Origin of the sequence: Gemmata sp. (genome assembly GCF_051859125.1) — a bacterium.
Lineage (GTDB): Bacteria > Planctomycetota > Planctomycetia > Gemmatales > Gemmataceae > Gemmata.
The window spans coordinates 1-22,636 of sequence record NZ_JBHYGG010000002.1 but is presented as its reverse complement, the minus strand read 5'-3'; the positions used below and the strand labels follow the sequence as shown (position 1 = coordinate 22,636).

Genomic DNA, 22,636 nt, shown 5'->3' with positions numbered 1-22,636 from the left:
GGCGGGCGGAACCCGCGGCCGGGGGGGTTGGTCACGGGGCGGCCGGGGCCTGCCACCGGCTCCCCCACTCGATGTACAGCCCCTCGAGGAGCCGCTCCCACTCCGCCCGGGGGCGGCTCGCGGGGAACGGGGCCGGGGCGACGTTCTCGGCCGCGGTCGCGACCGTGTCCACCTGGCCGTCGGCCCGCACCCGCCCGATCCGCCACTCCTGCCAGGTGTGCAGGGTCACCGGGTCGACCCTGAGCGGCCCCCCCGGCGACGGGAACGTCGCGCCGCGGAGCTTGGTGAGGACCGCGTCCGGGTCCGTCTTGCCGGCCTCGTTGGCGGACCGCGCCCAGAGGTGGACCCCGGCGTAGGCCGCGGCCATCGCGTCCGAGGTGACCCGGTCGCCGCCGAACTTGGTCCGCACCTTCTTGACGAACGCCCGCGACTCCTCGCTGTCCACCGACTGGAAGTACGCGGCGACGAGGTGGCTGCCGGCGACCGCGTCCGGGTCGAGGCTCCGGAGTTCGTTCTCCGCGATGCTCGACGACAGGACCGCCACGTCCCGGGCCGTGAGCCCGGCGGCCTTCATCTCCTTGAAGAACGAGAGGTTCGTGGTGCCGTTCAAGAGGTTCACGACCCCGTCGGCGTTCGACTTGCGGACCTGCTCGACGACCCCGACGACGTCCCGCGAGCCGAGCGGCACGAACTCCGCCCCGACGACCTCGACGCCGGGCTTCTTCTTGACGTGGTCCCCGACGACCTCGGCCGCGGTCCGCGGGAACACGTAGTCCGAGCCGACGACGAACAGCCGCCTCTTCCCGAGCTTGCCGGTGAGGTAGTCGATCCCGGGGAGGATCTGCTGGTTCGGGGTCGCGCCCAGGTACACGATCCGCGGGGACTGCTCCAGCCCCTCGTACTGGACCGGGTAGAACAGCACGCTCCCGTGCCGCTCGACCGCCGGCCGGACGGCCTTGCGCGCCGCGCTGGTCCAGCACCCGAACAGTGCGGCGACCTTCTCCTCGCCGAGGAGCTTGTCGGCCGCGAGCCCGAACGTCTCGGAGTCCGACTTGCCGTCGATCACGATCGGCTGGACCGGCCGCCCGAGGACGCCGCCGGCCTGGTTGATCTCGTCCACCGCGAGGAGCGTCGCGTCGAGGACCGGCGACTCGCTCAGGGCCATCGACCCGGATTTCGAGTGGAGGACGCCGATGCGGACGGGCTCGCCCGCGTCGGCGACCGGGGCGGGCCCGGTCCCGAGCCGCCCGCCGACGCCGAGCATCAGCCCGAGCGCGACCAGGGCGATGGCGACGGCCACCAGCCCGACGCCGACGCTGACCCCCGGGGGCTGGTGGCCCGCGTGCGGGGCGGGGGGCGCGGCCGGGAGCGGGGCGGGCGGCACCGCGGGCGGCGGGGTCGCCCGCCGGAGGGCCGGGGCGATCGACGGGTTCGGCGCCGTGACGGCGCTGCCCGTCGGGTTGGGCGTGGCCATCCCCGCGGCCGAGTTGGCCGGGAGGTTCTGGCGGCTCTTCAGCTCCGGGACGACCGGGCGGCGGGCGGCCTCGGCCCACCCGACCTTGCCCGACCCGGGCTTCCGCACCGGGGGCGGGGGGGGCGGCCGCTCGAGTTCCGCGTCGAGGATGCCGGTGAGGTGCTCGATCACCTGGAGGGCCGACGGGGGCCGCCCCGCGGGCGACTTCGCCATCATCTTGGCGACGAGCTGCGACAGCTCCAGCGGCACGGCCGGGTTCATCTCGTGTAGCGGCGGGGGCGTGTGGTTGGCCAGGGCCATGAGCACGGCCATCGTGGACTCGCCCGGGAACGCGAGTTCGCCGGTGAGCATCGTGTAGATCACGCACCCGAGGCTGAACAGGTCGGCCCGGTGGTCCACCTCGGTGCCGCCGGCCTGCTCGGGGGCCATGAAGTGCGGGGTGCCGACGACGACGCCCGCGGTGGTGAGCCGCGGGCCGCCCCCGCCCCGGACGAGCCCGAGGTCGAGGATCTTGACCCGGAACGAGTTGTCGTGCTGCACCGCCCCGCCGACGACGAGCCGGCCCGAGTCGGCCGACTTCTTCGCGCCCTCGTCCTTCAGTTCGAGCCACAGGTTCGCGGGCTTGATGTCCCGGTGGACGAGCCCGGCGTCGTGGGCCGCGGCCAGCCCGGCGGCCGCCTGGGAGGCGATGGTGACCGCGTCCACCACCCCGAGCCGGGGCTCCCGGGCCAGCCGCGCGTCGAGCGCCTCGCCCCGGAGCAGCTGCATCGCCATGTACGGGACGTCGTTGTCCTGCCCGACCTGGAACACGGTGACGATGTGGTCGGAACTCAGGGCCGCCGCGGCGCGGGCCTCCTTGAGGAACCGCTCTCGGGCCGCCTGCGACGCGGCGATCTCCGGGCGCATGACCTTCAGGGCGACGAGCCGGCGGAGCTGCGAGTCGATCGCCTCGAACACGATCCCCATGCCCCCGACGCCCAGCACCCGCCGGACGCGGTACGAGCCGAGCAGCCCCAGGTCGCCGGGCTCGACCGGCGGGCCGAGGAACGACAGGTCCGGCGGCGGCGGCGGACCCTCCGCGAACCCGTCGGAACTGTCCGGGGCGCCCCGGACGGTGGCCGACGGGTCCGGGGTGTGGATCTGCGTCGTGTTGTCGGGCGTGTCTGCCGCCATGGGGCGCTCCGGATTCCGCGGGGTGCCCGCCCACCCCGTCCGCTTATGGTATCACGGCGGCCGCGGAGCCGCCGCAACTCGGGGGCCGATTCCGGTGCCAGAGGGGCCGGTTGGGACGGGTGCCGGGGTCGGGGCGTGCGTCACTTGCACGCGAGTGAGACGACGAGCCCGGACGAGAGGACGGTGCCGGTGAGCAGATAGATGAAGGTTAGAACCCAACTCTCCCAGTGATGCTGCTCGCGCTCGCGGCTTATTTCGGACCCGCACCGCCTGGGTGGAGCCGCGAGCATCGCCAACGCGCCTCCGAGGTGTGTGCCGGCCATGAAGCAGGAGAATCCCATCAGCACGGGATCAGTTGCCATGAGGCACCGGAGGGCGGCGGTCTCGGTTGGTTCGACCCTGAGAGCCAGTGGCGAAATCGTTGAGGTGGCCGCACCTCACCCGCCGCGGCCAGAGCCCCGCGGCGACCTCTCCCCGCAGAGCCGGGGCGAGGGGGGGCGGTTGGTCCGACGCCACGCGCACCCGATCGCGTTGCTGAAGAACAGGCCCAACGCCCCTCGCCCCGGCTCTGCGGGGAGAGGTCGCGACGAGTCCGCGAGTCGCGGGTGAGGGGCGGCCACATGAACCTTGCCCCCGCGGCGTCGCCTCATTCCGCCACCGATTCTCAACGACCGGTCTTCAGGAATTCCTTGATGCTCCCGAGGATCGCGTCGCGGTCCGGGACCCGGCTGGCGACGACGTTCTTGTGGTCGTCCACCAGCTCGTTGACGTGCTCGAAGAACTCCCCGCTGCCGTACGGCGACTCGACCTGCCCGTACCCGAACAGGTTCAGCTTCGGGAGCATCTGGGTGGTGAGCAGGTCGACGCACTTGGGCACGTCGTCGCCCCAGTTGTCGCCGTCCGAGAAGTGGAACGCGTACACGTTCCACTGCGACGGCGGGTACCGGGTGTCGATGATCTTGTTGCAGAGTTCGTAGGCCGAGCTGATCTTGGTGCCGCCGCTCTCGCGGGTGTGGTAGAACCGGTGCTCGTCCACCTCTTGCGCCACGGCGTCGTGGATGATGTAGACCGTGTCCACGCCCTTGTAGTGCTTCTTGATCCAGGTGTCGATCCAGAACGCCTCGATGCGGACGATCTCCTTCTGCTCGTCGGTCATGCTCCCCGAGACGTCCATCATGTAGATGACGCACGCCACGGCGTCGGGCTTGGGCACCTCCTTCCAGCTCCGGTACTGCTTGTCCTCGCGCTGCGGGATCACCTTGGGTGAGATCGGGTCGTAGGTGCCGGCCGAGATCTGCCGCTTGATGGCCCGCTTGTACGTCCGCTTGAAGTGCCGCAGGCTCTCGGGGCCGACGCTGCGGATGCTGGTGTACTTGTCCTTCTCGGTGACGACGTTCTTGTGGCCCCGGGGCTCGATCCGCGGCAGCGCGAGTTCCTCGCCGAGGATCTCGGCCAGCTCCTCCATGGTGAGGTCGACTTCGAGGATGTGGCCGCCCGGCTGGTCGCCGGCCTGGGGCTCGCCGTCCTCGCCCTGCTGCGGCGTGAGGGGCTGCCCGGGCTGGCCCGGCCCGACGCCGACGCCGCCGGAGTTCTTGTTGCCGTACCGGAACTGCGGGAGGTTGATCGACGGCACGGGGATGGACACGAAGTCCTTCCCCTTCTTGCCGATCATCTCCCCGCGGCCGATGTACTTGGACAGGTTGCTCTTCACCTTGCCGCGGACGATCTTGCGGAACCGCTGGAGGTCTTGTTCGATCTTCTGGCCCACGGGGGAGTGCCTCGCGTATGAGGGTGACGAGTCCGATACCCAATCGTACCAGACAACGGGGCCGGTCGAGAAGCGAAACGGGTGTCCGGAGTCGGGCGGATTTGCGTGCCCCGTCGGGCGGAGTGCCGCTGCGGGTCGCGTCGGGGGCAAGGGGAGTGCAGGAACGCGACGGCGTCCCCGGCAGGGCTCCGCGCTACGTGGCCCAGTCCTCGATCTGTACGCCCCGAATTCGTTCAAAGTCGCGGCGGTTGTGGGTCACAACCGCGGATCCGGTCTCGAGCGCGATCGCGGCAATCTTGAGGTCGTTGCCCTTCACGTTCAACTTCTGCCGCTTGAGTGCGGTGTACCGGTTCACGGCCCCGAGCGAAAAGGAGACGACCGGCCAGTACCGCAACTCGTTCAACGTGTCGGTCAGTCGCTGGTAGGCCGTTGCGGCCTGTTCCGGGGTCTTCGCGCGGCCGATAACCGCGGCCCACCCGTCCCACACCTCCTGTACGGTGATGATGGGGACCGCAACGTGGTCCGAGAGGTGCCGCACGACTCCGGCGAGCACGTTCGGGTCGTGCCGGAAGTAGAGCGACAGCGTGTCGGTGTCGAGAATGAACCGGCTCACGGCTCGCCTGCCGGAGCGTCCCACGTGTCCGCCCGCTGGTCGGCCGCTTGGCGCGCCGCTTCAATTCCGTCGAGCCAGGCGCGGGTCAACTCATCGTCGGGCCAAACGGGTGCCGTTCCGGAGCGGCCGAACTGCAACCGGACGACTTCGACGCCCGCGGTCTTCACTTCGAGCGCGGCACGCAGGTTCGCGAGCGCTTCCTCACGCGTGGCCCCCTCTGCCGTTGCCGGCACCGGTTCCCCGCTCCAGGCGCGGAAGTTGGTGCCGGCGGTCTGCTGAACCAGGACGGGAAGTTCCATGTGGGCTCCACACACGCGTACCTTACCTCGGATTATACCGCGAAGTGCCGTCAACGCAGAAGGCCCACCCGGGATCGGGTGGGCCTTCGTGTGCTCGCCACCAGGGGCGGGACGGATGGGGGTGCCCTGAGCCGCAACCTCCAGCACTTATGGCTGCTTCCTTCCGGACCTGACCAGGTTCATACTTTTAGCTCGGTCAGGCCCCCACCCGTCTCGACCCCGGCGGCGCGTATCGTCGGGCGCGGCGACCAGATCGGGGTCGCCCGCGTCACTTCTTCGTCTGGCCCCGGGCGAAGATGCTCGCCACGAAGTTCAGCACGTCGGTCGCGCTGGACTCGTTATATCCGTAATTCCGGATCAGGCGACTCTTCACCACGTCGATTTTTTCCTGGGTCGCCTTGTCCACCACGTTCGACACCAGCGAGCTGAGCTTGATCGTGTCCTTCTGGTCCTCGAACAGCTTGAGTTCCAGGGCCTTCTGGAGCCGCTCGTTGGTCTTGTAGTCGAACTTCTTGCCGTCGATGGCCAGCGCCCCGATGTAGTTCATGATCTCGCGGCGGAAGTCGTCCTTGCGGCCCTCGGGGATGTCGATCTTCTCCTCGACCGACCGCATGAGCCGCTCGTCGGGGTCCTCGTTGGCACCGGTGAACTTGTTCCGCACCTTCTCGCGGAGCGTGTACGACCGGACGTTGTCGATGTAGTTCCCGCACAGCCGGGTGAGCGCGTCCTCGTCGGCGGCGATGGCCCGCTGGACCTCGTTCTTCACGATGTCCTCGTACTCCTCGCGGACGACCGCCAGCAACTCGCGGTAGTGCCGGTACTGGTCCTCGTCCTTGATGAGCGAGTGGTGCCGGAGCCCCGACTCCAGTTCGTGCATCACCATGAACGGGTTGATGTTGTCCTCGTCCGGGTGGGCGACCAGGGCGTTGCTGATCTTGTCCTGGATGTACCGCGGGCTGATCCCGGTCATGCCCTCGTTGGCCGCGTCCCGCTTCAGCTCGATGACGTTGTCCTCGGTGAACCCGGGGAGGGTCTTCCCGTTGTACAGCTTCATCTTCTGGAGCACGCTGAGGCTGGCGTGCTTGGGCGGGGTGAGCCGGGTGAGCACGGCCCACATCGCGGCGATCTCGACCGTGTGCGGGGCGATGTGCTTGCCCCGCACCTTCTCGGGCCGGTAGTCCTTCTCGTAGATCTTGACCTCGTCGCGGAGCCGGGTGACGTAGGGCACGTCGATCTTCACAGTGCGGTCCCGGAGCGCCTCCATGAACTCGTTGTTCTGGAGCCGCCGGTACTCGGGCTCGTTCGTGTGGCCCAGGATCACCTCGTCGATGTCCGTCTGCGCGAACTTCTTCGGCTTGATCTTGTGCTCCTGCGACGCCCCGAGCAGGTCGTAGAGGAACGCCACGTCGAGCTTGAGCACCTCGATGAACTCGACGATCCCGCGGTTGGCGATGTTGAGTTCGCCGTCGAAGTTGAACGCCCGGGGGTCGCTGTCGCTGCCGTACTCGGCGATCTTCCGGTAGTTGATGTCGCCGGTCAGCTCGGTCGAGTCCTGGTTCTTCTCGTCCTTCGGCTGGAACGTCCCGATGCCGATCCGGTCCTTCTCGCTGAGCACCAGCCGGTACACCTTGACCTCGTTGTCGACCATCTTGAGCCAGTCGCCGTCGTACTTGGCGAGCCGGGTCTTGTACTCGTACCGGCTGAACGGGCTCAGGTCGCCCTTGATCTTCACGTCGTAGGCGTAGGGCTTCTTGGCCTTCTCGTTGAGCTGGGCCAGCAGGGCGGCCCGCTGCTCCTCCGGGACCAGTTGCAGCGGTTCGCCGTGCATCGGGTCCTTAACCCAGGTGCCGTCCGGCCCCTTCCACGAGAAGCTGAACAGCATCCCGTCGTCGGTCCGGCTGTACTCCTCCAGGCCGCGCTTCAGGAGCCGCGCGATGGTGGACTTGGCGCTGCCGACCGGCCCGTGGAGCAGGATCACCCGGCGCTCGGTGCCGTAGCCCAGGGCGGCGCTCTTGAACGTGTTCACGAGTTGCATCAGCGAGCGGTCGAGCCCGTAGATGCCGTCCCCGTGGCGGGTCGCGAAGTCGGTGAAGAACTTGAACCGGGTGATCCGGTCCTTGTTCTCGTACACGTCGTCGGTGCCGTGCGACAGGATCATGTCGTACAGCCGCTGGAACGCGGTCCGGGTGACGCCGGGCGTCTCCAGCACGATGTTGAGGTAGTCGGTGAACGAGCCTTCCCGGTGGAGCTTGCGGTACTCGGTGGTATCGAGTCGGGCGCGAAGGCCGTCGAGGATTGCCGTGGCGGTGGCCATGAGTGGTGGTGTCCTCCGTGGAAGGTCGCCAGAGGTGGGCGCGGCGATCGGGCCGCACCAGCCTAACGCCTCGCACGCGCGGGTTCAAGTCGCGGCCGTGTGCACCCCGGTGCGGGGTAGGGGTACGGTACTATTGTACCCGCGTCGCGTGTCGTACACCAACACGAGACGGCACGTGCGTGCCGCGGCCGGGGGTGGATCAGAGCCCGAGCTTGCCGCGGAGGTTCCCGATCACGTCCGCCGCCCCGCCGGTGCCGTTGAGCACCCCGGCGATCTGGTCGCCGAGGCCGGGCACCTTCGCCTTGATGAACTCGACGACGCTGGCGACGGCGCTCTTCGCCTGGTCCGGGGTGATGCCGGCCCGGTCGGCCACCGTCTTGATTAACTCGTCCACGTGTCATCTCCACAGGGGCGCACGGCGGGCCGGAGCGGCCGCAGCACTGAGTCTACTCGGTTCCCGCGAACTTCGGAAACCGCTTCGACGCCGTCGCGACGGGTTTTTCGTCCGCGTCGAGCACCACGACGTACGCGGCCGCGCCGGGGGTGGCTTCGACCAGCTCCAGCGCCCGCTCCGGCGGCAGCACGCTCACGGCCTTGGTCATGCTGTCGGCGGTCGTGCCGTTCGGGGCGACCACGGTGACGCTCCGCCGCCCGGTGAGGCCGAGGCCGGTCCGCGGGTCGAGGACGTGCGAGTACCGCACCCCGTTGATGACGACGAACTGCTCCAGGTCGCCGGACGTCGAGACGGCCGCGTTCGCGAGGTGCAGCGTCCGCGGCCTCTGCGACTTCGCGATCGGCGCGATGTCCACGGCCCAGTGGTCCTTGCCGGGGGGCGGGTCGCCGCACGCGATGTCGCCGGCCGCCGCGACGAGTGCCGACGCGATCCCGAACTTCTCTTTGAGCACCTTCAGCGCCTCGTCGGCCGCGTACCCTTTGGCGATGCCGCCCAGGTCGAGTTGCATGCCCGGCGTCGCGAGCTGGACCGTCTGCTTCGCGGGGTCGAGCCTCACCTTCTCGTACCCGACCTTCGCACGCGCCGCGGCGAACTCCTTCGGGTCCGGGAGCTCCTGCGTGCGGCGCGCGTGCCGCCACAGCTGCACGACCGGGCCGACGGTGGCGTCGAACGCGCCCTCCGAGCGCTTCGACAGGTCCCCGGCCCGGCTCAGCACGAGGAACAGGTCGGCGCTCACCTTCCGCGGCTCGCCGACCTCGGTCGCGAACGCCTTGCACAACTGCATGAGTTCACTGGTCGGCTTGTAGTCGCTCATGCATTCGTCGAGGGCGGCCACACGAGCGAACGCGGCGTCCGCGGCCGCCTTGGCGGTCGCGGCGTCCGGCGCGTACAGCACGACGCGGAACGTCGTGCCCATGTGCTTCGACTCGAACTCGAAGCGCTCGGGCGCCCGTGTCCCCGGTGCAATAAATGGGCGCGGCGGAGCGTCTAGAATAACATGACCGCACGCCCCGGCCGCCACGATCGCCACCCACGCAAACATTCGCTGGCCCCGCCGCGGTTCGGTTGTTGACAGTGCCGCCGTTATCGGAGAATCTAGCAGACATGTCGCGCCGATTCACCTACTCGCTGTTCCTCTTGGCCGCCCTCAACGCGGCCGCCGTTTCGCTCGCCCCCGCCGACACGAAGGACGCCCCGCCGGCCCCGCCGAAGCTGGAGCGGAAGAACTTCGTGCAGACCGTCGAGGGGTACAAGACGGTCGCCGACGCGAACATGAAGGACGCCAAGAAGATCGCGATGCAGTCGCAGTTCGAGATGGTCTACGTCCCCGGCGGGGAGGTGACCGTCGGGAGCCCGGCAACCGAGGCCGGCCGCGGCGAGAACGAGGGGCCGCAGTACAAGGCGAAGGTCGGCGGGTTCTGGATGCAGAAGGTCGAGGTCACCTGGAACGACTGGGACATGTTCTGGTACGACGAGAACTTCCTCAAGGCCGACCACAAGGACGCCGCCAAGCTCGCGGCCGACGCCGTCACCCGCCCGACCAACACGTTCCTCGACGAGACCTACGACCACGGCCGCGACGGGCACCCGGCCCTGAGCATGACCCACCACGCGGCGATGGTGTACTGCGAGTGGCTCCGCAAGAAGACCGGCCGGCCGTACCGGCTCCCGACCGAGGCCGAGTTCGAGTACGCGGCCCGCGGCGGCAAGGGCGACGCCCCCTACTTCTTCGGCAGCGACCCGAAGGAACTCGCCGAGTACGCCTGGTTCGCCGAGAACTCGAAGGACGAGGAGTACCCCGAGAAGCCGAAGGGCTGCACGCACAAGGTCGGCACCCGCAAGCCGAACCCGTTCGGGCTCCACGACCTGTACGGCAACGTGTGGGAGTGGACCCTCGACCAGTACGACCCGAAGACCTACGAGGCCCGCGCCAAGATCGCCCTGAACCTGAACCCGGTGAACGTGCCGACGGACGAGAAGTGGGCGCACGTGGTCCGCGGCGGCTCGTGGGCCGACAAGGCCGACAAGCTCCGCAGCGCCGGCCGCCGCGTCTCCGAGGAGAGCTGGCAGAAGCACGACCCGCAGGAGCCCCGCAGCATCTGGTGGCTCACCCGGATGGACGTCGTCGGGTTCCGCGTCGTGCTCGCCGAAGAAGACACGCCGGCCCTCGCCGGCGTGAAGCCCAAGGTCGTGAAGAAGTCCGAGTGACCCGAATTCGGAATGCGGAACCCGGAATGCGGAATCGAAGACGGGGGCCCCCAAGCCCTGCCAGACTCCCGATCCCGTCTTCGCTTTTCACCCCGCACTCCGAACTCCGCATTCCGAAGTTCCCCAGGAGCCTTTCCCATGTCGAGCGCGAACCACCGTCGTGATTTCCTGAAGGCCTCGGCGCTCGCCGGGGCGGCCGTGTCGGCGTCCGGGGCGGGGCTGTTCGCCGCCGGCAACGACGCGGTCATCAAGGTCGGCCTGATCGGGTGCGGCGGCCGCGGCACCGGGGCCGTCCGCGACATCCTGGAGGCCGAGGGCCGGATCAACGGGAAGAACCCGAAGGTCGAGATCGTGGCCGTCGGCGACGTGTTCAAGAACAAGGCCGAGAACGCCGCCAAGACGTTCAAGACCGGGAAGAACTACGCCGCCTTCGCCAACCAGATCAAGGTGACCCCCGAGACCACGTTCGACGGGCTCGACGCCTACCAGAAGGTGCTCGCCGCGAACACCGACCTGGTGATCCTGGCCACCCCGCCCGGGTTCCGCCCGCTGCACCTCGAGGCGGCCGTGAAGGCCAACAAGCACGTGTTCTGCGAGAAGCCGGTGTGCGTCGACGCGACCGGGGCGCGGAAGTGCTACGAGCTGGTCGAGGAGTCGAAGAAGAAGAACATCGCGATCGTCGCCGGCACCCAGCGGCGGCACCAGAAGGGGTACATCGAGACGGTCAAGAAGCTCCAGGACGGCGCGATCGGCGAGATCCTCGCCACCCGGTGCGCCTGGAACGGCTCGGGGATCTGGTTCAACGACCGGGCCGCGGACGTGAGCGACGCCCAGTACCAGCTCAACAACTGGTACCACTTCCTGTGGCTGTGCGGCGACCACATCGTCGAGCAGCACGTCCACAACCTGGACGTCATCAACTGGATCATGAACGACCACCCGGTCAAGGCGATCGGCATGGGCGGCCGGGCGAACCGCAAGGTCGGCGACCCGAACGTGGTCGGCAACATCTGGGACCACTACGCGGTCGAGTTCGAGTACAAGAACGGCGTGAAGATGTACTCGTACTGCCGGCACATCCCGGGCGAGAACGACGTCTCCGAGTCCGTGGTCGGCTCGAAGGGCAAGTGCAAGGTCAGCTCGTACCTCATCAACGGCGAGGAGGTCGCGAAGGACGACATCAACGCCTACGTGCAGGAGCACATCGACCTGCTCAACAGCATCCGCGCCGCGAAGCCGCTGAACGAGCTGAAGAGCGTGACCGACTCGACGTTCACGGCGATCCTGGGCCGCAACGCCTCCTACGCCTGCCGCACCCTGAAGTGGGACGACGCGCTGGCGGCCGCCGACGCGACCATGCCGAAGGACCTGACCCTCCAGTCGGCCCTCCAGGTGACCGCCGCCCCGACCCCCGGCTCGTGGAAGCTCCCGCCCGCCGCCGGGTGAGATGAGACCGTTCCCGCGGGCCGCCGAAGCGCGGCCCGCGGGCCTTCGCTGCCGTGCGAGGTGGGGCAAGTGCCCCGCGTCGCACGGCGGTTTCGTTGGGAGACGTGGCCCGGCGGCGAAGCCGGAACGCGGGCGTTCGGCCGAGCGCTTCCGTCGCCAGTGTGCCCGCCGCGCCGCGGCACGACCGCTCGAAGCCCGACCGGGCCGCCCGTCGATTCACCCCTCGGTCGGTTCGATCACTTCCACACCCGTCGGGCACGTCCACTCCCTCGCATTCCCTCGCGAAGAGCGCACTTCACCGCCCCGCGGCGCGGGCGCTCCGGCGGGTCCGATGTTCCGAGAATCACTATCAATTTTCCGTAATGCGTTAATGGATGGTGTTATAAGTGTTGAAGGTACGGACGAGCCGGGCCCCTCGATCCCGACCCGCCGGTGAGCTGGGGACCGGTCGCGCCGGGTGGACCGGAGCCCGGCCCCGCACGCACCGCCCCGACGCCGGAACGCCCCCCGGAGAGGCAACCATGCACAACTGTCGCACCGCCGCGGTCATCCTCGCCCTGTCCGCGGCCGCCGTCGCCGCGCACTCCCGGTGGGGCGCGTCCCTCGTTGACGAGGCGTCCGAGGCCCGGAGCACGCGGGTCGAGTTCCGGGAGGAGGTGGAACTCCAGGACCACCTCGCGGTCGTCAACCGGGAACTGCTGCACCGCATCGCGATCAAGAACGAGTTGATCGCCGAGCTCATCGCGGGCCGCACGACCCTCGCCGAGGTGACCCAGAAGTTCCTCGTGATGAACCAGTCTCGCTCGGAGTGCATGACGAGCATCCGGGCCACGTACCCCGGCGGCACCGACGAGGAGAAGACGGCCCAGAACGTATTGGGGTACCTTCGGGACGAACTGGGCCGGCAGACGCCGGCCCGCCGCGCCGAGGTTCTCCGCCGCCTGAAGGCCGAGTTCGAGACCGCGTACCCCTCCGGGTTCGGAGCCGACTTTCCCGGCGACCCCGCGCCCGCGGGGGCCGGCCCCGGAACGCACCGGTTCATCTTCGGCCTGATGTACCAGAGCGCGGCCCACGACGCTCAGCAGTGAGTCGTCGGCCGCGTTCCGTCACGTCACCTCGCACGGGGCCCTCGCGAAGTGACCCCGTGGTCGGTCAGCGGCCGCCGTACCCGCTACCGCCGCCGGAGGTCGAATGGACCCCCAAAACTGGACCGCCGGTTCAACTCCACCGGTCGCCCGGGAAATGGGAACCGGTGGCGGGCAAGCGGAAGAGTCACTCGTCGGCGTTCAAGGCCAGTCGCCCTGGCGGCCGTGAGGGGCGTCAACACGATCAACGAACTTGCGTCGCCTACGGGGTACACCAGACCCTGATCCACGCCTGGAAGATGCATCTCCGGACCGGTGCCGGGCCGTGTTCGCCTCGGGAGCCAAGACCCCCGGACCCTTCTGAAGTCAACTCAAGACACGACGGCCGAACTCTTCGAGCACATCGGGCAACACGAGGTCGAACTCGCCAGGGTGAAAATCATCTGCCGCCCCCGTCTGTGACGCCCGGCAGGCGGCGGCACGCGCTCTACGCCAGCGCGCGTCGGGACCGGTCCTGACGCGACGTGTCGCGTTTTTACCCATTCCGGCCGGGCGCGGTTTCGCACGAGCCTTGGGCACGGCAGGTGCGACGACTGTGACCCTCCGTCGGGGGCCGGTGCCGCAGTCCGGGACCCGTCGGAACTGGGCTCCCGGGAACGCACCGGTGGACCCCCTTCGCCGCGGGACGCCGCCACTTCGTGTCCAACCCAAAGGTATCCGATGGGCTCTGCCGCCGCTCGTGCCGCCCTCTCGCTGAGACGAGTCGCACCCCTACTGTTCGCCGCCGGAGTTGCGGGGCTCGGGTGCAACGCGCGGCCGGCGGGGCCGCCGAAGGGTGCCGGGCCGCCCAAGGTCGCCGCCGCGCCGCCCCTGGTCCGGTCCGTGACCGAGTTCACCGATCTGACGGGCACGCTGGCCGCGGTCAAGGCGGCCGACGTCCGCGCCCGGGTGAGCGGGTACGTCCGGGCGGTTCCGTTCCACGAGGGGGCGGAGGTCAAGGCCGGGGACACGCTGGTCCAGATCGACCCGGAGCCGTTCGAACTGGCCGTCGGGCAGGCCCAGACGGCGGTGAAGAGCGCCACCGCCCAGCGGGAGCAGGCCGCCGCGACCGAGACCCGGTTGGCCAAGGGGCTCGGTTCGGGGGTCGTGAGTCAGGAGGAGTACGACCAGGCCAAGGCCCAGGTGCTCGTCACCCGGGCCGGGGTCGAGAAGGCGCAGAAGGACGTCGAACAGGCCCAACTGAACCTCCGGTACGCCACGGTCGTGGCCCCGTTCGACGGCCGCGTGGACCGGGTGTTCGTGAACGAGGGGAACCTGGTGACCGGCGGGACCGGCCAGGGGACGGTCCTCACCCGCGTGGTCACCGTGGACCCGACCTACGCCTACTTCACGGTCGACGAGCACACGGTGCTGGAGTACCTGCGGCGCACGGCCCGGGAGGGCCGGGTGACGACCGGCCAGGGGGGCGGTGTGCCGGTCGAGATCCAGCTCCGGGACGAGACCGGGTACCCCCACAAGGGAACGATCGAGTTCGCCGGCTCGGAACTGAACCCGTCCACCGGCACCCTCCAGATCCGCGGCACGTTCCCCAACCCGGGCCCGCCGCGGCTGCTCCGGCCCGGCCTGTTCGTCCGCGGCCGCATCCCGGGGGCCACCGTTCCCGACGCCGTTCTGATCCCTGACGAGGCGGTCGTCTCCGACCAGGCCCAGCGGGTGGTGTACGTCGTCGGGCCGAACAACCGGGTGGCGGCGAAGCCGGTCCGGCTCGGGCCGCTGTCGCTGGGGCTGCGGGTGGTGGAGGGGCTCGCCCCGACGGACCGGGTCGTCATCACCGGCCTCGCGCGGCTCCAGCCGGAAATGGAGATCGACCCGCAACCGGGCGAGATCACGCCGGTGGCGGACAAGAGCACGGCCGCCGGTCCCGGTGGGTGGGGCACCCCGGGCGGCCCGGGGGCGGTGCCGACCGGCCCGAACGGGAACCCCGGGCAGGGGGCGCAACCCGGCACCGGCGGCAACGCCGCGCCGGGGGGCGGTGCCCGCGGCCGGCCCGCCACGGTCGCCGACCCGCAGGGCCGCGGCCCGTGACGAAGGGGCCCTCCCCCGGCCCCGTTCAGCACGGTTGTTCCCCGCGGGCGGTGCCCCGCACACGCCGGTTCCCGCCGCAGGAGGGGTAATGTTTGCGCGCGTGTTCATCGACCGCCCGGTCCTGGCCTGGGTCCTTTCAATCGTCATCCTCCTGTTCGGGGCGGCGGCCCTGTTCCGGCTGCCGATCGCCCAGTACCCGGAGATCGCCCCGCCGACCGTGACCGTGTCGTGCAACTACCCCGGGGCGAACGCCGTCGTCGTCTCGAACAGCGTGGCCGCCCCGATCGAGCAGCAGGTCAACGGCGTCGAGGGCATGCTGTACATGTCCTCCAACTCCGGGAACGACGGCTCGTACTCGCTGACCATCACGTTCGCCCTGGGCACCGACCTGAACATGGCGCAGGTGCTGGTCCAGAACCGGGTCCAGCAGGCCACCCCGCTCCTGCCCGAGGACGTGCAGCGGCAGGGGGTGCTGGTCCGCAAGCGGACCCCGGACATCCTCCTCATCGCCAACCTGTACTCCCCGGACGACACCCGCAACCAGCTCTACCTGTCGAACTTCGCCACCGTACAGGTGCGGGACGAGATCGCCCGGATCGACGGGGTCGGGGACGTGCTGGTGTTCGGCCAGCAGGACTACAGCATGAAGGCGTGGCTCGACCCGGACCGGCTGGCGGCGAACGGCCTCAGCGCGTCGGACGTGGTGGCCGCGATCCGCGAGCAGAACGTGCAGGTCGCGGCGGGGCGGGTCGGGGCCGAGCCGGCCGCCCCGGGGGTCGCGTTCCAGTTCACCCTCAACGCCCTCGGGCGCCTGGAGACCGTCGAGCAGTTCCAGAACATCGTGGTGAAGGTCGGGGCCGGGGCGGGCGGGACCGGCGGCGGGGCCGCCGCGCCTGCCGCCCCGCCGGGGCTCGCTGCCCCGCCGGCGTCCGACGCCACCGTCCGGCCCGTCGTCAAGCTCGGGGACGTGGCCCGGGTCGAGTTGACGGCACGCACCCAGGACATCACCAACACCCTCGACGGCCGCCCGGCCGTGGGCCTGGCCGTGTTCGCCCTGCCGGGCTCGAACGCCCTCGACGTGGCCGAGCGGGTGAAGGCCCGGCTCGCCGAGATGAAGCGGCGGTTCCCCCCGGGGGTGGACGCCGCCGTCCGGTACGACACCACCCCGTTCATCCGGCAGTCGGTCGAGGAGGTGTACAACACGCTGTTCGACGCCACCCTGCTCGTCGCCATCGTTGTCCTGCTGTTCCTCCAGGACTGGCGGGCGATGATCCTCCCGATGATCGACGTCCCGGTGTCGCTCGTCGGCACCCTCGCCGTCATGTACGTGTTCGGGTTCACCCTGAACAACCTGACCCTGTTCGGCCTGGTGCTGGCGATCGGCATCGTGGTGGACGACGCGATCGTCGTGCTGGAGAACGTCGAGCGGTGGATCGCGAAGGGGTTCGAGGCCCGCGAGGCGACGCTCCGGGCGATGGGCGAGATCACCGGCCCGATCATCGCCATCACGCTGGTGCTCAGCAGCGTGTTCCTGCCCAGCGCGTTCCTGGGCGGGATCACCGGCCAGTTCTTCCGCCAGTTCGCGCTGACGATCTCGGTGGCGATGATGATCTCGGCGGTGAACGCGATGACCCTGACCCCGAGCCGGGCGGCGGCCATCTTCCGGGGCCGGGGACCCGGGCAGCACCGCGCCACCGAGACGCTCCCGCGGTGGGGGTGGGCGCTGCTCCTGGGGTACGCCGGCTACCGGGCCGCGGCCGCCGCGCTGGGCCCGCTCCCGCTGGTGCCCGCGGCGACACCGGCCGTGGCCTACGACCCGACCGGCCTCCGGCTGTGGGCCCAGTGGCTCGGGGCGCACGCGCTGTACATGGCCCCCGGGGCGGCCGCCGGGTGGCTCGTGGCGGCCCGCGTGAACGCCGCCCTGCGGTGGTTCTACGGGCTGTTCAACCGCGGGTTCGACCGGACCGCCCACGGGTACACCTGGGCCGTCGGGCGGCTGCTCCGCGTCGCCCTCGTCGTCCTGGCCGTGTACGGCGCGCTGCTGGTCCTGACGTACCTCGCGTTCACCCGCACGCCGACCGGGTACGTCCCGCCGCAGGACAAGGGCTACCTGCTGGTGTCGGTGCAGCTCCCCGACGCGGCGTCGGCCCAGCGGTCCCGCGAGGTGATGCGGCGGATCGACGGCCTCGTCCGCGCGACCCCGGGGGTCGCCCACACCCTCACCGTCACCGGGCAGTCGTTCGTCCTCGGGGCGACCGGGTCCAACTTCGGGACGATGTTCGTCATCCTGGAACCGTTCGAGGACCGCAAGGGTGACCTGTCGCGGAACGGGTTCGTCGTCATGATGGGCCTGACCGCGACGCTGCTCCGCGAGGAGCCGAACGCGCAGGTGCTCATCCTCCCGCCGCCGCCGGTGCAGGGGCTGGGCAGCGCAGGCGGGTACCGCGTCATGGTCGAGGACCGCGGCGCCCTCGGGCCGGTCGGGCTCCAGCGCGAGGCGGACGCGCTCATCCGGGCGATCGGGGAGGCCCCGGAACTCGGGACCGCGTTCACCGTGTACCGGGCGAACGTGCCGCAACTGTACGTGGACGTGGACCGGGTGCGGTGCATGCAGATGGGGGTGCCGCTGCGGGACGTGTTCGCAACCCTCCAGGTGTACCTCGGCGGGGCGTACGTCAACGACTTCAACCGGTTCGGCCGGAACTGGCAGGTGACCGCCCAGGCCGACGTGCCGTTCCGGATGACGGCCGACACGATCCAGAACCTGCGGGTGCGGAACGACCGGGGGGAGATGGTCCCGCTCGGGGCCGTGGCCCGGATCGAGGACGCGGTCGGGCCGGTGGTCATCCAGCGGTACAACACGTTCCCGGCGGCCGCGGTGAACGGGAACCTCGCCCCGGGGACGAGCACCGGGACCGGCATCCGGATGGTCGAGGCCGCGGCCGACCGGTCCCTGTCGAACCAGGCCGGGTACGAGTGGACCGACATCTCGTTCCTCCAGAACACCGAGGGCAGCACGGCCATCTACGCCTTCGTCGGCGCGGTCGTCCTCGTCTACCTGGTGCTGGCCGGGCTCTACAACAGTTGGTCCCTGCCCCTGGCGATCATCCTGGTGGTGCCGATGTGCCTGCTGTCGGCGGTCGGCGGGGTGTACGCCTTCTCGCTGCTGGTCCCGGCGGTCCGCCCGGAGATCAACATCTTCACCCAGATCGGGCTGGTGGTGCTCGTCGGGCTGGCGTGTAAGAACGCCATCCTGATCGTCGAGTTCGCGGAGCAGCAGCGGAAAGAGGGCAAGCCGCTGCGCGAGGCGACCCTGGAGGCCGTGCGGCTGCGGCTGCGGCCGATCGTGATGACCAGCTTCGCGTTCATCCTCGGGGTGGTCCCGCTGGTGCTGGCCCAGGGGGCCGGAGCCGAGATGCGGCGGACGCTGGGCATCGCGGTGTTCGCCGGGATGCTCGGGGTCACGTTCTTCGGCGTCTTCCTGACGCCCGTCTTCTACTACCTCATCGAGCGGTGGTTGGCCGGGGCCGAGACCGCGAGGCCGCCCGCCGCCCCGCAGACCCCGCCCGCCGCGGCCGCCCCGACTCCCACAGCGACACCTGTGCCGGGGCCGGTGCCGCCCGAACCCGCCGCCTGAGCGGCCACCCGGGAAGCGTACCTCCCCGCACCCGGCGCCATCTCGCGCCGGCTGGGCGGAGCGATCGGGGGCGGCCGTCGCGCTGCCACCTCCGGGACGAGCGGGGGGGCACACGACGGTCGGGGGCAAGGCGCGGGTTCAGTGGCACTCAGGTTGCTGCACCACGTCTGGCTGTTCCGAACCTGGGGGGGTGCGATGAACGGAAGTAACAGTGTGCGGGCCGCGGAGGGGGTGATCCGCGTCCCCCTGTCGATCGTCAACGCGTACCTGATCGGCCCGCCCGGCGCGGGCGACCGCGGGTGGGTGCTCGTGGACGCCGGGCTGTCGTTCTCCCGCGGCGCGATCGTCGCCGCGGCCGCCGCGGCGTTCGGGCCGGACGCGCGGCCGGCCGCGATCGTGCTGACGCACGGCCACTTCGACCACGTCGGTTCGCTGGAGGCGCTCGCGGAGATGTGGGACGCGCCGGTGTTCGCGCACCCGCTGGAGTTGCCGTACCTGACCGGCCGGGCCGACTACCCGCCGCCGGACCCGAGCGTCGGGGGCGGGGCGATGGCCCTGCTGTCGCCCCTGTACTCGCGCCGCGGGGTGGACCTCGGCACCCGCGTGCGCCCCCTGCCGGAGCGCGGGGCCGTGCCGCACCTGCCCGGGTGGCGGTGGCTCCACACGCCCGGGCACTCGCCGGGACACGTCGCACTCTTCCGCGACGCCGACCGCACGCTCGTCGCGGGCGACGCGTTCGTCACGACGAAGCAGGAGTCGTTCTTCGGGGCGGTGTTCAAGCCGCAGGCGATTCACGGCCCGCCGGCGTACTTCACCACCGACTGGGACGCCGCGCGAGCGTCGGTGCGAGCCCTCGCGGAACTCGACCCGGAGGTGGCCGCGACCGGGCACGGGGTGCCGATGCACGGCGGGGAGCTGCGCAGCCAGTTGAACCGCCTCGCGCGGGACTTCGACCGGCTCGCGGTGCCGGCCGGCGGGCGGTACGTGGGGCACCCGGCGCGGGCCGACGCGGGCGGCGTGACGTACACCCCGCCCGCGGTGTTTCCGCCGGCCGCGGTCCTGCTCGCACTGGGCGCAGGGGTGGCCGTCGGCGCGCTGACCGCCGGCTCGTCGGAGTGACGCGACGCGGCCGTTGCGCGCAGGCATCCGCGCCCCGCCGCCGCTGGGGCTCTAGCGGCCGCGGCCGCCGTACCCGCTGTTGTTGCCGCCGACCGGGGTGCCCGTGAACCGCCCGCCCGCGAACGCCGTCAGCAGGTTCGGCATCACCATGAACTGCACCCCCAGGTTGTTCTGGAGCGAGTTGTACGTGACCCCGACGGTCACCGTCAGGTCGGTCCCGGTCCGGGTCAGGAAGAACGAGTTCGACAGCGCCTGGCTGATCCCGAAGTCGTAGCTCGCCGACACGCTCGTGTAGTACCGCGGGCTGAGCTGGTACCCGACGCTCCCGGTCACCGCCCGGCTGTTGATCGGGTCCGTCTGCCGGTAGCTCACCACGAAGTTGGTCCGGTCCGTGCGGTTCAGCGCCGCCCCGATCGTGTAGTACCGCGACCCGGTGTCGTACGGCTCGAACCACCCGGACGAGAACAGGGCCGTGCGGTCCCCCACGTTCCACAGCGCGTCGTACTCCAGGAACCCGAACGGCTTGCCGAAGTTGTCCCGGCCCGAATCGGGGAAGTACGACACCGAGGTGTCGAGGGTGAACACGTCCACCGTGTGCTCGGCCCCGGGGTACCCCCGCTTGGTCTGGAACCGCTGCCGCAGGTCGCCCTGGAGCACGTTGATGTCGTCGAGCGTGTCGACCCGGTTCGTGTACCCGCGGCGGATCAGGTACCGCTGCGGGTTGAACTGGCTCGTCGGGTCGCCGCCGGTGGCCAGCAGCGGCCCGTTCGGCCCGGAGACGAACATCGGCTGCATGGGCGTGATGTTCCGCCACGACTGGTCGGTCGCGTCGTCGTTGAGCCGGTCCAGGAGCGGGAGCTGCGAGAACGGCACGTTGGTCTTGGCGTACAGGTAGTTCGCCCCGAACACCATCTTGTGGTTCAGCCCGCGGACGTTGAACAGATCGCTCGACACGTCCTCGTAGAGCCGCGACAGCGGCAGGCTCGCCCGGGTGCCGCCCCCGCCCCACACCCGGCCCACGCTGTTGCCGTTGAGGTCCTCGGTGTACGCGGCCAGGTCCACGGTGGCGTAGGGCGCGAGCTTCACCGGCCCGAGCGCGAGCGGGACGCTCAGCTCCTGCATCAGGTCGAACCGGCCCGTGTTCACGTTCCGGTCGGTCGAGAGCACCGCGGTCGGGTTGATGGTGCTCGGCCGGGCCTCGGCGTACCCGCCGCTGGCGTGCCCCGAGTACACGAACAGGTCGTTCAGGAACGTCTGCCCGATCGCGTACCCGTCGACCCGCGGGAGCCACTGGGTCTCGGACACCCACGGGCGGTTCAGCCGGTACTCGAACAGGCCGGCGACCGCGAGGTTCCGCTGCTGGTACTTCAGGTACGCGAACGTCTCGTGGTTCGGCCCGGTGTCGAACTCCTGCTTGTAGAACTCTTCGAGGAAGTTCTTGTCGCTCAGGTACGCGATCTGGCCCTGATAGTACAGGCCCTGGATGATCTCCTGTTGGTGCCGCCAGTCGGCCCGGCCGCGGAAGTCCGGTTGGACCGGCTCGGGGCCGCGGTTCCCGCCCAGGATGTCGGTCCCCTGGTCCCGGAGGCCGTAGAGCTTCACGAGCCCGGCCGGGGGCTGGAGCCCGGTCAGCGGGTCGGCCGGCACGTTGTACTGGTAGTCGGTGCCCAGGGCCGGGCCGCGGTACCCCATGTAGTCGGCGTTGAGCCGCCACTTCTGGCCGGGCGGGGGCTTGAGGGCCAGCAGGTCGAACATGTCCCAGGTCGTGTACACGCTCGGGCCGAACATGCGGCTCTGGCCGAGCGAGAACCCGATGAACGGGCCGAGCGGGTCGGTCGCGTCGGCCCGGACCCGGGGCAGGTAGAACACGGGCACGCCCGCGACCTTGGGCACCGCCCCGTAGGCCGTGAGCATCTGCTCCTCGCCCTGGACCGGCTCCCCGGTCAGCAGGTTCCGGTACGGGATCCCGAACACGTTCCGCAGCTGCACCTGGCGGATGCTGAGGGTGACGCGGTTGGCGTCGATCCGCAGGCCCGGGTCGCTCGGCAGGTAGCTCCCGTCGAACGACGCGCCCAGCGCCTCCCAGTTCTCCGTGTCGAGCCGCAGGAGCTCCCGGCCCCGCATCCGGATCGGCTGCGGGAGCTGGTCCGGCTTGAACTCCAGGCTGGCCGCCAGCGCGACCGCCCGCTCCCGCTGCATGTCGTAGTACACCTCGGTCGCGCGGAGCGTCTGGAGCTGCCCCTCCTTGGACTTCGTGCGGACGATGACGTTGCCCGACAGGTACGCCTCGACCTCGGTGGTCCCGGGGCCGCCGGCCTGGAACCCGTTGGCGATGTTGTCGATGGCCAGCCCGCGGACCCACACGACCGCGTCGTCGGTGGCGAACTCGGTCTCCTGGCCGGTCTCGGTGACCGCGTTGACGATCACGCCGCCGGCGAACACGAACCGCCGGGTGCCGTCCGGCAGGAGCTGGCTGTCGAGCGTGTTCGGGGTGCCGTACCGCCGGGTGAACCGGAACTGCTGCGACTTCCCCTGCGGGATCGGCACGACCGACCCGTCGGGGAGGGTGAAGTCCGGCTCGTCGGGGACGCCCGGCGGCTGCCGGGTCGGCTGGAACGCGGTGCGCGGCGGGACGGCCGGCGCGGGGCTGAACAGCGCGTCCGTCGGGAGCGCGCCGCCCACGGGCCGGCCGGTCACGGCGCCCACCGGCGGGGCGGGCGGCGGCGACTGCGCCGGCGCGGGTGCCCCCAGCGCCGTTGCGACGACCACCGCCATCCAGAATGTCACCCGGCCCCTGACCACGGTGCCTCCGCGTCGGCTGCCACACGAGTAGTTTGTGCTTGAAGGCGGCGGGAATATAAGCGCGGCTCCGGGGGAATCAAGCCGGGATCGCGGCCCCCGCGCGAGGGGGTAGGGATCACATTAGTTGGTAGACGTTCGTTTCATGCGGCCGTGGACCGC

General features: G+C 70.3%; 14 protein-coding genes and 1 other RNA gene. 6 read left to right on the top strand and 9 right to left on the bottom strand.

Translation table 11 applies throughout. From position 1 onward, the window contains the following. Positions 1–31: 31 nt before the first annotated feature. The 8 genes from ACTIGN_RS00875 to ACTIGN_RS00840 form a co-directional block, all read right to left on the bottom strand. Complete coding sequence (locus ACTIGN_RS00875) at positions 32–2,647, bottom strand: transporter substrate-binding protein (RefSeq protein ID WP_439620498.1); 2,616 nt, start codon at positions 2,645–2,647, stop codon at positions 32–34. A 664-nt stretch (positions 2,648–3,311) separates the two neighbouring features. Then, a complete protein-coding gene (locus ACTIGN_RS00870) occupies positions 3,312–4,415 on the bottom strand; it encodes a DUF444 family protein (RefSeq protein ID WP_439620496.1) in 1,104 nt (367 codons plus the stop codon). A 193-nt stretch (positions 4,416–4,608) separates the two neighbouring features. Beyond that, positions 4,609–5,028: a type II toxin-antitoxin system VapC family toxin gene (locus ACTIGN_RS00865; RefSeq protein WP_439620495.1), complete on the bottom strand. Its 420-nt coding sequence runs from the start codon at positions 5,026–5,028 to the stop codon at positions 4,609–4,611. Further along, a complete protein-coding gene (locus ACTIGN_RS00860) occupies positions 5,025–5,327 on the bottom strand; it encodes a hypothetical protein (RefSeq protein WP_439620493.1) in 303 nt (100 codons plus the stop codon). Before ACTIGN_RS00860 ends, ACTIGN_RS00865 begins: the two co-directional genes overlap by 4 nt. Before the next feature lie 111 nt (positions 5,328–5,438). Then, an RNA gene (ffs, locus tag ACTIGN_RS00855) (signal recognition particle sRNA small type) lies at positions 5,439–5,536 on the bottom strand. Positions 5,537–5,595: 59 nt separating this feature from the next. Then, entirely contained in the window at positions 5,596–7,641 is a 2,046-nt protein-coding gene (locus ACTIGN_RS00850; protein ID WP_439620491.1) for a PrkA family serine protein kinase, read from the bottom strand. 199 nt (positions 7,642–7,840) lie between these two features. Next, positions 7,841–8,035: a hypothetical protein gene (locus tag ACTIGN_RS00845; RefSeq protein WP_439620490.1), complete on the bottom strand. Its 195-nt coding sequence runs from the start codon at positions 8,033–8,035 to the stop codon at positions 7,841–7,843. A gap of 52 nt (positions 8,036–8,087) precedes the next feature. After that, a complete protein-coding gene (locus ACTIGN_RS00840; protein ID WP_439620489.1) occupies positions 8,088–9,011 on the bottom strand; it encodes an FAD:protein FMN transferase in 924 nt (307 codons plus the stop codon). A 188-nt stretch (positions 9,012–9,199) separates the two neighbouring features. Here ACTIGN_RS00840 and ACTIGN_RS00835 point away from each other — a divergent pair, with 188 nt between their 5' ends. The 6 genes from ACTIGN_RS00835 to ACTIGN_RS00810 all read left to right on the top strand — a co-directional run bounded on the left by ACTIGN_RS00835 (position 9,200) and on the right by ACTIGN_RS00810 (position 19,675). Next, complete coding sequence (locus ACTIGN_RS00835) at positions 9,200–10,303, top strand: formylglycine-generating enzyme family protein (RefSeq protein ID WP_439620487.1); 1,104 nt, start codon at positions 9,200–9,202, stop codon at positions 10,301–10,303. A gap of 138 nt (positions 10,304–10,441) precedes the next feature. Then, positions 10,442–11,749: a Gfo/Idh/MocA family protein gene (locus tag ACTIGN_RS00830; RefSeq protein ID WP_439620486.1), complete on the top strand. Its 1,308-nt coding sequence runs from the start codon at positions 10,442–10,444 to the stop codon at positions 11,747–11,749. Between the two features lie 521 nt (positions 11,750–12,270). Beyond that, a complete protein-coding gene (locus ACTIGN_RS00825; RefSeq protein WP_439620485.1) occupies positions 12,271–12,837 on the top strand; it encodes a hypothetical protein in 567 nt (188 codons plus the stop codon). A 717-nt stretch (positions 12,838–13,554) separates the two neighbouring features. Then, a complete protein-coding gene (locus tag ACTIGN_RS00820) occupies positions 13,555–14,919 on the top strand; it encodes an efflux RND transporter periplasmic adaptor subunit (protein WP_439620484.1) in 1,365 nt (454 codons plus the stop codon). 88 nt (positions 14,920–15,007) lie between these two features. Then, positions 15,008–18,556, top strand: coding sequence for an efflux RND transporter permease subunit (locus ACTIGN_RS00815; protein WP_439620482.1), 3,549 nt, complete (start codon positions 15,008–15,010; stop codon positions 18,554–18,556). Between the two features lie 195 nt (positions 18,557–18,751). Beyond that, positions 18,752–19,675 (top strand): MBL fold metallo-hydrolase, encoded by a 924-nt coding sequence (locus tag ACTIGN_RS00810; RefSeq protein ID WP_439620480.1) that lies wholly within the window; start codon positions 18,752–18,754, stop codon positions 19,673–19,675. 51 nt (positions 19,676–19,726) lie between these two features. Here ACTIGN_RS00810 and lptD read toward each other — a convergent pair whose 3' ends face one another. Continuing rightward, entirely contained in the window at positions 19,727–22,450 is a 2,724-nt protein-coding gene (gene lptD, locus ACTIGN_RS00805) for an LPS assembly protein LptD (protein ID WP_439620479.1), read from the bottom strand. Between the last annotated feature and the right edge of the window lie 186 nt (positions 22,451–22,636).